Source organism: Mesorhizobium sp. B1-1-6 (assembly GCF_006443035.1).
Taxonomy (GTDB): domain Bacteria; phylum Pseudomonadota; class Alphaproteobacteria; order Rhizobiales; family Rhizobiaceae; genus Mesorhizobium.
This window is the reverse complement of the sequence record NZ_VFWR01000003.1, coordinates 532,238-545,480: the sequence shown is the minus strand read 5'-3', so window position 1 is coordinate 545,480 and position 13,243 is coordinate 532,238. Positions and strand designations below refer to the sequence as shown.

The following is a 13,243-nucleotide window of genomic DNA, read 5'->3' as shown; positions in this document are numbered from 1 at the left end:
ATCTCCAGTTGACGGCGGGCCTTCCGCCGTCCTGGCGAAATTTGAGAATTCAGGAGACTTGAAATGAAGAAGATCGTTCTTGCTGCCGCCGCCGTCCTGGCCGTTTCGGGCAGCGCTTTTGCCGGCAGCGACAACTATGGCTCCAATGGCGCCAACCAACCTGCTGTCACCTCGGTCGACAACGCGCACACGGCTTCGGTCCAGAAGTCGACGCCGGCTGCCCAGACGCCTGTTCAGGGTGCCGATCGCAACCTCTTCGGCAACAACTAACAGCCGATCTCCAGTTGACGGCGGGCCTTCCGCCGTCCTGGCGAAATTTGAGAATTCAGGAGACTTGAAATGAAGAAGATCGTCCTTGCTGCCGCCGCCGTCCTGGCGGTTTCGGGCAGCGCTTTTGCCGGCAGCGACAACTATGGCTCCAATGGCGCCAACCAGCCCGCGGCCACTTCGACGGACAGCTCATACACCGCTTCGACCAAGACGTCGGCTCCGGCTGCCCAGGCACCTGTTCAGGGTGCCGACCATAACCTCTTCGGCAACAACTAACAGCCGATCCTGCAGCAGATGGCGGGCAAGCCCGCCTCTGCGGTGGAATTTGAGAATTCAGGAGACTTGAAATGAAAAAGATCATCCTTGCTGCCGCCGCCGTCCTGGCCGTTTCGGGCAGCGCTTTCGCCAGCAGCGACAACTATGGCTCCAATGGCGCCAACCAGCCTGCCGTCACCTCGGTCGACAATGCGCACACGGCTTCGATCCGCGACAGCGGCTCGCCCGTCTACAAGCTGCTCAATTCGTCGGGCGATGCACACAAGTCCGCCCCTCAGGGCAGTGACCGGAATCTCTTCGGCCACTAACAGCCGAAGCTGACACCAGACAGGAGCGGCGGGCTTTGCCCGCCGCTCCTGTTTTTGCGTGACCGGCAATTAATTCATGGCCTGCTCTCAGGCCGCTTTCGCTTCCGTCTCGTGCAGCGCGAAGGATCGGCCATCCGCGTCGAAGATATGAAGGTCTCCGGCGTCGGCGCTCAGCCGCAGCGTCGTCCCGCGCTTGACCTCGACATTGCCCGGCAGCTTGGTCACCAGCGGCAGGTCGGCGCGGCCGATGTCGACATAGACGAGTTGCACCTCGCCGAGCTGCTCGACATAATCCACCGTTCCTTCGAACAGATAGTCCGTGCCGCCGGCGATCGTCAGGTCCTCCGGCCGCACGCCGAAGCTCACCGACGCGCCCTTGGCCGAGGCCGGCGTCGCGATCGGCACCGTAGCCTTGCGGCCGCCGACATGACTGATGACGGTCGGATTGCCCGATTTGTCGATGGTCGCCGGCAGGATGTTCATGGCCGGCGAGCCGATGAACTGAGCAACGAACAGATTGCCGGGTTTCTTGTAGAGTTCCATCGGCGTGCCGACCTGCTCGATATGGCCCTCCTTCAGCACCACGATGCGGTCGGCCAGCGTCATCGCCTCGACCTGGTCGTGGGTGACATAGATCATGGTGGTGTTGGGCATCGATTCCTTGAGCTTGGCGATCTCGATGCGGGTGGCGACGCGCAGCGCGGCGTCGAGGTTCGACAGCGGTTCGTCGAACAGGAACACCTTCGGGTTGCGCACGATGGCGCGGCCGATGGCCACGCGCTGGCGCTGGCCGCCCGACATCGCCTTGGGCAGGCGGTCGAGATAGTTGGTCAGCTGCAGGATCTCTGCCGCCTGGCGCACGCGCTTGTCTATCTCGGCCTTGCTTTCCTTGCCGATCTTCATCGAAAACGCCATGTTGTCGTAGACCGTCATATGCGGATAGAGCGCGTAGGACTGGAACACCATGGCGATGCCGCGTTTCGACGGCGGCACGTCGTTGACCACCTCGCCGGCTATTCTGAGCTCGCCCGAGGTGATCTCCTCGAGCCCTGCTATCGAGCGCAGCAATGTCGACTTGCCGCAACCCGACGGCCCGACGAAGACGATGAACTCGCCCGATTTGATGTCGAGGTCGATGCCGTGCAGAATGTTGAGATTGCCGTATGATTTCTTCACTTGCCTCAGCGTGACATCGGCCATGTTTCCCTCCAGTGGTCCCTAGAATTCAGTCGATGCGCCCGAACCAGGCGCCGTAGCCGCCGAGGCGGATGGAGCCGGAGCTCTGCTGTCCCGAAAATCCGTGTCCGGGCAAAGGTTGCAGCGATCGACCGCCAAGGTCAACCTCCGCTGGCCCGGATCCCAGGTTGAAGACGCAGACGATCTGCTCGTTGCCCGCGCGGCGCGTGAAGGCGACAGTGTCGCCCTGGCTTTCGATGAAATTGATATCGCCCTTGGCCAACGCCGGATGGGCACGGCGGAAGCCGAGAAAGCGTCGGTAGTGTTCGAGCAGCGAATGCTCGTCGCCTTGCTGGACATTGACGGCTTGCGACAGGTGCTTGGCCGGCACCGGCAACCACGGCTTTGCCTGGGAGAAGCCGCCGTTCCTGGCGCTGCCGTCCCACACCATCGGCGTGCGGCAGCCGTCGCGGCCCTTGAATTCCGGCCAGAAGCGGATGCCGTAGGGATCTTGCAGATCCTCGAACCGCAATTCGGCTTCGCCGAGCCCCAGTTCCTCGCCCTGATAGATGCAGACCGAGCCGCGCAAGGACATCAGCAATGCCGAGATAACCTTGAGATAGGCGGTCGGGTCGGCTTCGTTGGCGGCCCAGCGCGAGGCCGGGCGCATCACGTCATGGTTGGAGAAGGCCCAACACGACCAGCCGTCGCTGGCAACCTTGCCGAAGGTTTCCAGCACCGAACGGACCTTGGCGGCGCTGATCTTTTCCGGCGCCAGGAAGTCGAAGGAATAGCACATGTGCACGCGCTTGCCGCCGGCTGTATAGGCCGCGACAACGTCCAGTCCGCGCTGTGAATCGCCGACCTCGCCGACCGCGGCCGTTGCCGGATATTCGTCGAGCAGGGCGCGGAAGCGTTCGAGGAAGCCGAGGTTCTCCGGACGGCTCTTGTCGTAGATGTGGTCTTGGTAGTTGTAGGGATTGACCGCGGGTGCGGTCTGGTCGTTGCGCTGCTCCGGCGGCAGCGGCGGGTTGTTTTCCAGCCCCTGGCTGTGGAAGTAGAAATTGATGGTGTCGAGGCGGAACCCGTCGACACCGCGCTCCAGCCAGAAGCGGGTGACGTCGAGCAGCGCGTCCTGGACTTCGCCGTTGTGGAAATTGAGGTCCGGCTGTTCCGCGAGAAAGTTGTGCAGGTAATATTGCTGGCGGCTGGTGTCCCATTGCCAGGCCGATCCGCCGAAGATCGACAGCCAGTTGTTGGGCGGCGTGCCGTCCGGCCTGGGATCGGCCCAGACGTACCAGTCGGCTTTCGGATTACTGCGGTTCGATCGGCTTTCCCTGAACCAGGGATGGATGTCGGCGGTGTGCGACAGCACCTCGTCGATCATCACTTTCAGCCCCAGCCTGTGCGCCTCCGCCGTCAGCGCGTCGAAATCGGCCAGCGTGCCGAACATCGGGTCGACGTCGCAGTAATCCGAGACGTCGTAGCCGAAATCCTTCATCGGCGATTTGAAGAAGGGCGAGATCCAGATGGCGTCCGCGCCGAGCGCGGCGATATAGGGCAGCCGCCCGATGATCCCCTTGAGGTCGCCGATGCCGTCGCCATTCGAGTCCTGGTAGCTGCGCGGATAGATCTGGTAGATCACGGCACCTCGCCACCAGTCGCTATCGACGGCGAGATCGGGCCTCGAACTGGCTTTCAAAGCGGATTGCATGGTTTCAGCCTCCTTTCACCGAGCCTGCGAGCAGCCCGCGGACGAAATAGCGCTGCAAAGAGAAGAACACGATCAGCGGCACGATGATGGTCACGAAAGCCGACGTCGTCAGGATCTCCCAGTCGCCGCCACGCGAGCCGAGCAAGGCATTGAGCTTGGCGGTCAGCACGATCTGATCCGCCTCCGTGCCAAGGAAAACCATCGCCACCAGGAGATCGTTCCATACCCACAGGAATTGGAAGATGGCGAAGGACGCCAGCACGGGAAATGACAGCGGCAGCACGATCTTGACGAATATCTCGAAATCGCTGGCGCCGTCGATGCGCGCCGATTCCATGATCTCGCGCGGCAGGCCGGCAATGTAGCTCCGCAAGAGGTAGATGGCGAAGGGCAGTCCGAAGCCGGTATGCGCCAGCCAGATGCCGAGATAGGTCTTGGAGGGCACGCCGAAGAAGGCGCCGACGCCGTTATAGAGCTTCAACAGCGGGATCAGCGACATCTGCAGCGGCACCACCAGCAGGCCGATGATGACCGCGATCAGAAGCGCGCGCCCGGGAAAGCGCATCCAGGCCAGAGCGTAAGCCGCAAAGGCGGCGATGAGGATCGGGATGACGGTCGCCGGGATAGTGACGGTCAGCGAGTTCATGAAGGAGCGGCCGATGCCTTCCGAAAACAGCACGGTCCTGTAATTGTCGGTGGTGAATTTCGGCGGCGCCGAGGAGGCATAGTAGACGCGCTGGCCGCGGTCGCCCTCGAACGCCTTGGGCGAGGTCATGACGAAGCTGCCGTCGGCATTGAGCTGCAAGGTAACGCCATCGCCGAGATCGGCCGATGTGCCGGCCGGATATTGTGTCGGTGCCGCCGACTTGACGCCGAAGGCGCTGATCTCGCGCTTGGCGCCATCGCCGAAAATGTTGCCCTGGAGGACGAACTTGCCGTCCTTCTCGACCTGCGCCGAGGCGGGCGGCAGGCGTCCAGCTTCGGTCTGGGTCGAACTTGCGAACGAGTTCCACCAGCCCGAGGCGATGATCTGGTCCTTGTCGCGCAGCGACGATACCAGGATGCCGAGCGTCGGCATGGTCCAGATCGCAACGAAGACCAGCACGGCGATGTGAACGCCGAAGCGGCTGGCGAAGGAGTTTCCGGTCGCGACGGTCATCTCAATGTCCTCCCGTCTCTTTGTTGGCCTGGCGTATGTTCCAGACCATGATCGGAATGACCGCGATCATGATGATGATGGCGATTGTCGCGCCGCGGCCGAAATCACCGCCGCCACGGAACATCCAGTCGAACATCAGATTGGCCAGCACCTGGCTGTTCCATTGGCCGTTGGTCATGGTCAGGACAATGTCGAATACCTTGAGCACCAGGATGGTGATTGTGGTCCAGACCACGGCGATGGTGCCCCAAATCTGCGGCACCATGATTTTCCAGAAGATCTGGAACGGATTGGCACCGTCGATGACGGCGGCTTCCAGCGTCTCTTCCGGAATGCCGCGCAGCGCCGAAGACAGGATGACCATGGCAAAGCCGGTCTGGATCCAGATCAGGATCACCATCAGGAAGAAATTGTTCCAGAACGGCAGCGATATCCAGACCTGCGGCTGGCCGCCGAAATGCTGGATGATGGCGTTCAGGATTCCGATCTGCGTCTGGCCTTCGCCGCGATACTCATAAATGAATTTCCAGATGACGCTGGCGCCGACGAAGGAGATCGCCAGCGGCAGGAAGATCAGGCTCTTGGCGATCGTGCCCCACCAGATCTTGTCGGTAAGCACGGCGATGATCAGGCCAAGGAAGGTACAGGCGGCGGGCACTACGGCCAGCCAGAGCACATTGTTGAGGATCGAATTGCGAAACTCGCGGTCGCCGAAAGCCCATTGATAATTGGCCAGGCCGACGAAATTGGCGCCGCCGCGATCGAGGAAGGACAGCCGCAGCGTCTCGACCACCGGATAGATGAGATAGATGGTCAGGATGATCATCGCCGGACCGACGAACAGCCAGGGCCGGATCAGCCCTTGCCGGCGCAGATTGTCGACGGCGGCGGCACCCGAGACGCCGCGCGAGGGAAAGGTGACATCGAGCAGTTTGTTGGCGCCCCAGAAATAGGCGACGCAGCCGCCGACGCCGATGATGATGACGAATATGGCCGAGAAAATCTGAGCCGCCATGGGTCCCTCTCCCTGCACGACCCGCCAGGATGGAAACGATCCTTGCGATTGCGCCGCGCGCCGATCTCGTTGTTGAGCGCGGGCAGGCAGGGAAGCGTGTGGCTCCGTGCCCGCCGCATGCCGGAATGTCTACGCTGTCACGACTGGATCTGACCCGTCCCGGTTGGCCGGGCTGGGATGTTGCGATGGGGCCGGTCGGATCCGGGCCAACTGGCCCGGATCCGCTCGGGAGGTGGAAGCCTAGGCCTCCGCGGGTGCGGCTCTTACTTGATCGCGTCCCAGCTCTTCTGGATGTCGGTGGCGACGTCCTGCGCCGACTTGCCGCCGACCAGGTCGATCATGCCGGTCCAGAAGGCGCCGGCGCCGATCTTGCCCGGCATCAAGTCCGACCCGTCGAAACGGAAAGTCGAGGCATTGGCCAGGATCTCGCCCTGCTTGCGCAGCGCATCGCTGGCATAGGCATCCTTGTTGACCGCCTTGAACGGCGTCACGAAACCGCCTTCGGCCATCCAGATCTCATGGGCCAGCGGCATCTTAAGGAATTCGATGAACGCGCGGGCGGCCTTCGAGTCCTTGGTGATCATCGCCAGCGTTCCGGCGCCGAGCACGGGAGTGCCGAGTTCGGGCTTGGACGCATAGGGCGGAAAGTAGAAGAAGTCCGCGTCCTGGCCGATTTTCGTGCCTTCCGGGAAGAAAGTCGGGATGAACGACGCCTGATGGTGCAGGTAGCATTTCGGCGGCACCGCGAAGAGGCCCTTGGGGCTGTCGCGGAAATCGGTCGCCGCGACCGCCTTGGCGCCGCCATCGACCATCTTGTCGTCGGTCGCGATCTTGCCGAAGATGTCGATTGCATTGACCACGGCCGGGTCGTTGAAGGGGATCTCGTTCTTGACCCATTTGTCGTAGGTTTCCGGAGACTGCGTGCGCAGCATCAGGTCTTCCACCCAGTCCGTCGCCGGCCAGCCGGTGGCGCCGCCCGAGCCGAGCCCGATGCACCACGGCGTGCCGCCGTCGGCGATAATCTTCTTCTCGAGATCGGCGAGTTCTTCCTGCGTCTTCGGCACCTTGTAGCCGGCTTCCTCGAAATTGTCCGGCGAGTACCAGACCAGCGACTTCACGTCGGCCTTGTAGGGGAAGGCGAAGAAGCCCGGCTTACCGTCCTTGTCCTTGAAGGTGCCGAGGTCGACCCATGACTGGCCGGCGCCGTAATTGTCCTTGACCCATTTGGCGGTATCGTCGCCGAGCGGCGTCAAGAGACCCTTGGAAGCAAGGTCCTGGATCAGGCCGGGTTGCGGCAGAACGGCGATGTTGGGCGGGCTGCCGGCCTGCGTGTCGATGACGATCTGCTGCTCGTAATTTTCCGAGGAGGAATATTTGATCTCGGCGCCGGTGGCTTCCGAGAAATAATCGAGTACGCCGCGCACCAGGGTCTCGTCCTCGCCGCGCCATGGCCCGAAGATCGACAGGGTCTCCCCCTTGAGGTCGACTTTCTTGAGCTCTTCGTAGTTTGCCCAGTTGAAACGCTTGTCGTCGCCCGGCTTGAATTTCAGTTCGGCCTGCGCGGGCGCGCCGAGGGCGAGCACGGCAAGCGCGGCGCCCAGCAAAAGCATTTTCTTCATCGGTATTCCCTCCCAGTGGGTCACAAACACCGGACGGAACCTCCATTCCGCCCGCCGACGCCGCAGGACTGTGACTCAGTCGGAAAGGAACCGCAACCTTTCGAAGAGTCTTCCAAAGCGCTTTGGCTATTTCGATCTCGCCATTGAATCGTCCAGAAGTCAAGAGGCGTGCTAACTTAATCGATTTAATTCCGGAGTCTGGCGCCTGGAAAATCGCGCTGCAGCATGCTTTTTTGGCAGTGCAGCAGCAATTTATGTTTCAAACCTGCACCAAGCCTGCCTATGGTCGCCATGATATGACGGGCCTGCCGCAGGGCTTGGGTCGATTCAATTTAAAAGCGCTTTGAGGCATGGAGGCCTCTCGTGAACCTGAAGCAACTCGCGCACATGCTGGCGCTTTCGCAGACCACGGTAAGCCGGGCGCTGAACGGCTATCCCGAGGTCAACGAAGAGACGCGCCGGCGCGTCATGGACGCCGCCAAGCGCCATGGCTATCGCCCCAATCCGAGCGCACGCCGGCTTGCGACCGGCAAGTCCGGCATGATCGGCTATGTCTTGCCGACGGGTGCTGCCGTCGACATCGACCCGCACTTCGTCGAATTCCTGTCCGGTCTTGGCGACTATGCGCGCTCGCACGAGCTCGACCTGGTGCTGTCTCCCGCCGACGCCGACGACCAGGAGACGACTTACCGGCGCATCGTCGCCAACCGCCAGGTCGACGCCGTCTACATCTCCTCGCCGACGCCGGCCGATCGGCGTGTGGCGCTGGTCAACACGCTCGGTATACCCTTCATCATCCATGGCCGCAGCGAAGGTTTCGATTTCGACTATCCCTATCTCGACATCGACAATGAGGGCGCCTTTCACGAGGCGGCGCGACTGCTCGTCCAGCTCGGCCACCGGCGGCTGGCGCTGATTAATGGCGATGACCGCGAAACCTTCGCCGTGCATCGCGAGCGAGGCGTGCGCCGGGCGCTCGCCGCGAGCGGCCTGACCTTGGGCGACCGCCATGTCTGCTCCGTTGCCATGACCGAGGAGAACGGCTATCGCGCCGCCCGGCGCCTGCTCGAACAGGACGGCGCGCCGACCGCGATCGCCTGCTCCAGCCTGATCATGGCGCTCGGCGTCGTGCGCGCCGTGCGCGACCTCGGCCTGAGCATCCCCGGCGACATCTCATTAATTGCACATGACGACGTCTTCCCATGGCTGAAGCCGGAGAATTTCTCCGTACCGCTGTCGACGACGCGCTCCTCGATCCGGCTCGCCGGCGCCCGCATCGCCGAGCGTCTGGCCGCACGGATATCGGGCCTGGAAGAGGGCCCGCGCGGCGAGGTCTGGCCGGTCGACCTGGTGATCAGGGGGTCGGTTGCCGGAGCGCCTGCCTAGGGTTAGAGCCAATCGCTCCGAGGGGCCGAGTTCGACCGCTTGCGGGCGTTGCCGGAAGATCGATTGCAGTGTCATGGATAGTGGTCTGCCTGCACCGCGCTTGCTTTGGCTTTTAGAGGGTGGCAACCAGTAAGCCGAAGCCATCAACCAGCCCTCCTGGATGCCCACTTGCCCATATTCCCGTTCTCCGAAATGGATCCAATCCAACATCCTGGCCCACCGCCGAAGCGTTCGGAGGTGGTCATCATTGGTGGCGGCATTATCGGCGTAACGACGGCTCTTTTCCTGGCGGAGCGGAACATTCCGGTCACGCTGCTGGAAAAAGGCCGCGTTGCGGCCGAACAATCGTCCCGAAATTGGGGCTGGATTCGAAAGCAGGGGCGCGACGCAGATGAACTGCCAATTGTCATCGAGGCTTTTCGCCTATGGCGGCAACTGGCTGAGGAATGCGGCGAAGACATCGGGCTGGACCAGACAGGTGTGACCTATCTGGCGAACTCCGACAAGGACATGGCCGGTTTCGAAGAATTCATGAAGATCGCCGCGATCCATGGGCTCGACACTCGCCTCCTGGACGCAGACGAAACCGCGAAACTCATCAAGGGCATGTCGCGCAAGTTCAAGGGCGCGATGACGACGCCCTCCGACATGCGTGCGGAGCCTTGGTTGGCGGTGCCTGCGCTTGCTCGTCTTGCCGTCCGAAAAGGCGCCAAGATCATAGAGAATTGCGCAGCGCGAACCCTCGAAATCTCAGCTGGCAGGATCAGAGGAGTGTGGACCGAGGCGGGATACATTGAAACCTCCAGCGTACTGGTCGCGGGCGGCGCCTGGTCGTCGCTGTTCCTGAGAAGACACGGCGTCTCCATCCCCCAACTCAGCGTCAGGGTAACCGTAGCCGCAACGGAGCCTATGCCTGAAATCTATGCAGGTGCGGCAGCGGACGAACACATCGCTTTCAGGCGCCGACAGGATGGCGGATACACGCTCGCCCCGGGAGGCAGTAATTTGCTTTACCTGGGACCTGACGCATTCCGGCACGCCACCAAGTATCTTCCCGCCCTCATGGCCAATCCGCTCGGAACCCGCTACTTTCCGTGCGCTCCATCGGGTTACCCTGATAGCTGGTCGACCCCGCGCGATTGGACCCCGGATTCCCAGAGTCCTTTCGAAAGAATGCGGGTGCTCAACCCGGCCGCTGAACGCTCCGGCCTCCGTTCTGTAGAGCGCAATTTCAGACGCCTTTTTCCACAGTTCGAAACAGTTCGCTTGAAGGCAGGCTGGGGAGGCATGATTGACGCCATGCCCGATGTCGTCCCCGTCGTGGATCACGCCCGGGCAGTCGTCGGTCTTTTCGTGGCCACGGGAATGAGTGGTCACGGCTTCGGTATCGGACCTGGAATCGGTCGCGTCGTTTCCGACCTGATTCAGGGTAACGCGAGTGGGCATGATCTCAGCCGCTTTCGGCTGTCACGCTTCTATGATGGAAGCGCCGTTCGGTTGGGTCCGGCCCTCTAGATGTTTAGTCCAGCATTCGTCCCGTCTCGGCCATCGCAAATAGCCGACTGAATTTAGGAGCATGTTGCCAAGGATCATTCCTTCGCCGTCTCGGCGGCCTTGATGTCCAGCAGCCCGTAGCCGAAGTCATCGTCCCGCCCTTTCGAACCGAGATCCCGGGCCGTTGCGGCCAGCGCCTTTTCGATGGCGTCGGCCGAGCGGTCCGGCGCGGCGTGGATGAGATTGGCAATGGCGCCCGAGACGATCGCGGCGGCGAACGATGTGCCGGTGACGACATCCGAGCCGGCTCCGCTCGGCGCCACCATCTCGACGCCCGGCGCCGAGATGAAGACATAGGCGCCGCGATTGGCCTGCGGCATTAGCCCATCCCTGGCGTCGGTGGCGGTCACCGCGATGACGCCGTCGAAGGCGGCCGGGTAGCCATAGGGCGCCTTGGGCCCGTTGTTGCCGGCGGCGGCGACAAGAACCATGCCGAGCGCGCGTGCATTGCGGCAGGCGATGCCGAGCAGGTCGTTCTTCGGACCGACGAAACTCATATTGATGATGCGCACGTCCTGCTCGGCCGCCCAGTCGAGCGCAGCAAGGATGACGTCCATTGTCGACTTGCCGCCTTCGAAGGCACGTGCGTGATAGATCCTGGCGCCGGGCGCCATGCCCTTGAGCGCGCCGACGCCGGCGATCAGCCCATCGACCGAAGTGCCGTGGTCGCGCTTTTCGACCGGCACGTCGGGCATGGCGTCGAACTGGCCGGCGATGACCCCGGCCAGCGTCGGATTGGTGTCGTCGATGCCGGTATCGATTACCGCGACGCGGACGTTCTCGCCGCTCGCCTGGCTGGGTTCCAGCGCGATGCGCTCGAACGCATAGTTGACGATGCCCGCCGCCTGCTGAAGCGAATAGATATGGTTGGGCTCACGCCGCTGCGTGCGGCTGTCGGCGGCAAGCTGCGCCAGCACCACGCCGACGGGGCGGCGGTCGGGAATGCCGAAGCGCACAAGCGTGGTGCCGAGCAAAAATGATTGCCGCTGCGAGCGCACATCGAGGCCGAAGGAAGCGGCGATCTGCTGCACGGCGCCCGCATCGCCATCGACGGTCACCAGCACCTCGTCGGGCACGAAATCGCCGGCCACGGCGCGTGGCGGCTGAACGGCGATGAGATCGCTTGGCGAGACGATCGGCCCGCCCGAAGGCGGTCCGGCCTGCGTGCCGGCGGGCGGCGCCGCCGGGTCCGGCCGTGGCGTCGGCACCGGTGCCGCGGGAGCGGCCGGATTGGGGAACAGGTCGACGATCAGGGCGGGAAGAAACACGGCACCGGCCGCGCTGCCGCTGTCGCCGCCGTCCTTGCCACAGTCGGCGCCTGCCGCATCGGTGCCGTCGCGGCAGTCGATCTTTCGGTCGGCATTGGCGTCGTTGCCCTGCGCCGACGCAGGCCCGATGGCGATCGTCATCGCCGCCGCAAGGATTGCCGCAAATCGAATGACCGCCTCAGCCGCCATCGGCCGGTTTCCTTCCCTCGATCACGGTGTCGGTGAAAGGCTGGGCGGCAACAAGGCCGAGTTGCCTGGTGTAGTCGGCCGCGTTGGCGGCCGGAATGCCGAGCCGGAACACGCCCTCGGCGGTCGGTCCGTCCAGGATCTTCAGTCCGCTGCTGCCGAGAAAGGCGGCGATGTCGGACATTTTCGCGTCGGGCCTGAACTTGACCAGGGCGAACGGCATCTTCGCCATCTCGTCCTGCGCGCCCGCGATCTCGAAATTGCCGCCCTTGCCGCCGGGCTGCACGAACGACTGCACCATGACCAGCGCCAGCAGAGCCGCGGCCGCCGCCCAGGCGACGCCGACCGGCAGCGCCATGAAGCGGCTCCAGGCCTGCGCCAGCCAGGACGAACCGGCGGCGGCGCGCGCCGGGCCAGCCTCGGCATCGAGCGCCCTGGAAAAGCGGCTCAGCGCATCGGCCGGCGGACGGATCGCCTCATTGGCGGCCGCGGTGCTGGAGAATTCAGCCTCCGCCTCGCCAAGGGCGGCCATCGCCGTCGGATCGCTGGCCAGCCATTCCTCGACGGCCTCCAGTTCCGAGCCTTCCAGCGAACCGTTCAGGTAGAACGGCAGCAACGTTTCCATTTCGTCGCGGCGCGACATCTTTTCAGCGGCGCTCATGGCCACCCCCTGTCGTAACCGGCGGCCTTGAGGGCTTCGCCGAGTTTCTTGCGGGCATAAAACATGCGGGTCTTGACGGTCGCGACCGGGATGTCGAGCACCTCGCCGATCTCGGTCACCGATTGCCCCTGATAATAGGCGAGATCGATGACCACGCGATGCTCGCGCGGCAAGGCATCGATGAAGCGGCGCAAGGCAGTGCTCTTGTCCTCCTTCATGGCAACGATCTCGGGCGTATCGGCGCCGTCGGGCACCGCGGCTGCGGCCTCGTCGTCGATCCAGTCTTCCTTTTTCTTGCGCAACAGGGACAGCGCCTTGAAGCGGGCGATGCCGAGCAGCCATGTCGAGACTTCGGAACGTCCCTCGAAACCCGGCGCCTGGCGCCACAGTTCGAGGAACACCTCGTTCGCGATGTCGTCAGCCATCATTTCCGATCCCGTCTGGCGCGCCACGAAGCGGTATATCCGCGCGTGGTGGCGCATGAACAGGAGCCGCACGGCGGCCCGGTCGCCCTTCGCGACCCGCTCGACAAGCGCGCGATCGGTCTCCATCGCGCCGGTCATGACCGATCGAGCCGCCTGGCTCCTGCCTGCTCTGTCGCTGATCGGCTCAAAAAGGTTCATCCTCCGCCAAGGAATTTGCGGAGGCTAA

General features: G+C 63.2%; 14 protein-coding genes. 6 read left to right on the top strand and 8 right to left on the bottom strand.

The window, feature by feature from the left end:
- Positions 1-63 precede the first annotated feature (63 nt).
- The 3 genes from FJ979_RS09185 to FJ979_RS09175 all read left to right on the top strand — a co-directional run bounded on the left by FJ979_RS09185 (position 64) and on the right by FJ979_RS09175 (position 854).
- A complete protein-coding gene (locus FJ979_RS09185) occupies positions 64-270 on the top strand; it encodes a DUF680 domain-containing protein (RefSeq protein ID WP_140580636.1) in 207 nt (68 codons plus the stop codon).
- A 69-nt stretch (positions 271-339) separates the two neighbouring features.
- Positions 340-546 (top strand): DUF680 domain-containing protein, encoded by a 207-nt coding sequence (locus tag FJ979_RS09180; protein ID WP_140580634.1) that lies wholly within the window; start codon positions 340-342, stop codon positions 544-546.
- 71 nt (positions 547-617) lie between these two features.
- Entirely contained in the window at positions 618-854 is a 237-nt protein-coding gene (locus tag FJ979_RS09175) for a DUF680 domain-containing protein (protein WP_140580632.1), read from the top strand.
- A gap of 87 nt (positions 855-941) precedes the next feature.
- On the opposite strand, the gene ugpC is transcribed toward FJ979_RS09175, so the two are convergent.
- From ugpC to FJ979_RS09150, 5 genes are all read right to left on the bottom strand, one after another.
- On the bottom strand, positions 942-2,054 hold the full coding sequence (gene ugpC, locus FJ979_RS09170; RefSeq protein ID WP_140580630.1) for a sn-glycerol-3-phosphate ABC transporter ATP-binding protein UgpC: 1,113 nt from the start codon (positions 2,052-2,054) through the stop codon (positions 942-944).
- Positions 2,055-2,079: 25 nt separating this feature from the next.
- Complete coding sequence (locus FJ979_RS09165) at positions 2,080-3,744, bottom strand: alpha-glucosidase (RefSeq protein WP_140567869.1); 1,665 nt, start codon at positions 3,742-3,744, stop codon at positions 2,080-2,082.
- Between the two features lie 4 nt (positions 3,745-3,748).
- On the bottom strand, positions 3,749-4,903 hold the full coding sequence (locus FJ979_RS09160) for a carbohydrate ABC transporter permease (protein ID WP_140501212.1): 1,155 nt from the start codon (positions 4,901-4,903) through the stop codon (positions 3,749-3,751).
- 1 nt (position 4,904) lies between these two features.
- A complete protein-coding gene (locus tag FJ979_RS09155) occupies positions 4,905-5,918 on the bottom strand; it encodes a sugar ABC transporter permease (protein ID WP_140501210.1) in 1,014 nt (337 codons plus the stop codon).
- A gap of 263 nt (positions 5,919-6,181) precedes the next feature.
- On the bottom strand, positions 6,182-7,537 hold the full coding sequence (locus tag FJ979_RS09150) for an ABC transporter substrate-binding protein (protein WP_140501208.1): 1,356 nt from the start codon (positions 7,535-7,537) through the stop codon (positions 6,182-6,184).
- A 122-nt stretch (positions 7,538-7,659) separates the two neighbouring features.
- On the opposite strand from FJ979_RS09150, the gene FJ979_RS09145 reads away from it, so the two are divergent.
- The 3 genes from FJ979_RS09145 to FJ979_RS09135 all read left to right on the top strand — a co-directional run bounded on the left by FJ979_RS09145 (position 7,660) and on the right by FJ979_RS09135 (position 10,438).
- Entirely contained in the window at positions 7,660-7,884 is a 225-nt protein-coding gene (locus FJ979_RS09145; RefSeq protein ID WP_140501206.1) for a hypothetical protein, read from the top strand.
- 16 nt (positions 7,885-7,900) lie between these two features.
- A complete protein-coding gene (locus tag FJ979_RS09140) occupies positions 7,901-8,923 on the top strand; it encodes a substrate-binding domain-containing protein (RefSeq protein ID WP_140501204.1) in 1,023 nt (340 codons plus the stop codon).
- A gap of 168 nt (positions 8,924-9,091) precedes the next feature.
- Entirely contained in the window at positions 9,092-10,438 is a 1,347-nt protein-coding gene (locus tag FJ979_RS09135) for an FAD-binding oxidoreductase (RefSeq protein WP_140501202.1), read from the top strand.
- Positions 10,439-10,512: 74 nt separating this feature from the next.
- Here FJ979_RS09135 and FJ979_RS09130 read toward each other — a convergent pair whose 3' ends face one another.
- Genes FJ979_RS09130 through FJ979_RS09120 form a run of 3 tightly spaced genes read right to left on the bottom strand, consistent with a single transcriptional unit; the run spans position 10,513 to position 13,155 of the window.
- The gene (locus FJ979_RS09130; protein WP_140525608.1) at positions 10,513-11,934 is read right to left on the bottom strand and encodes a S8 family serine peptidase; all 1,422 of its coding nucleotides are present in this window, start codon (positions 11,932-11,934) and stop codon (positions 10,513-10,515) included.
- On the bottom strand, positions 11,924-12,592 hold the full coding sequence (locus FJ979_RS09125; RefSeq protein WP_140501198.1) for an anti-sigma factor: 669 nt from the start codon (positions 12,590-12,592) through the stop codon (positions 11,924-11,926). Before FJ979_RS09125 ends, FJ979_RS09130 begins: the two co-directional genes overlap by 11 nt.
- Entirely contained in the window at positions 12,589-13,155 is a 567-nt protein-coding gene (locus FJ979_RS09120) for a sigma-70 family RNA polymerase sigma factor (protein WP_140512795.1), read from the bottom strand. Before FJ979_RS09120 ends, FJ979_RS09125 begins: the two co-directional genes overlap by 4 nt.
- Positions 13,156-13,243 lie beyond the last annotated feature (88 nt).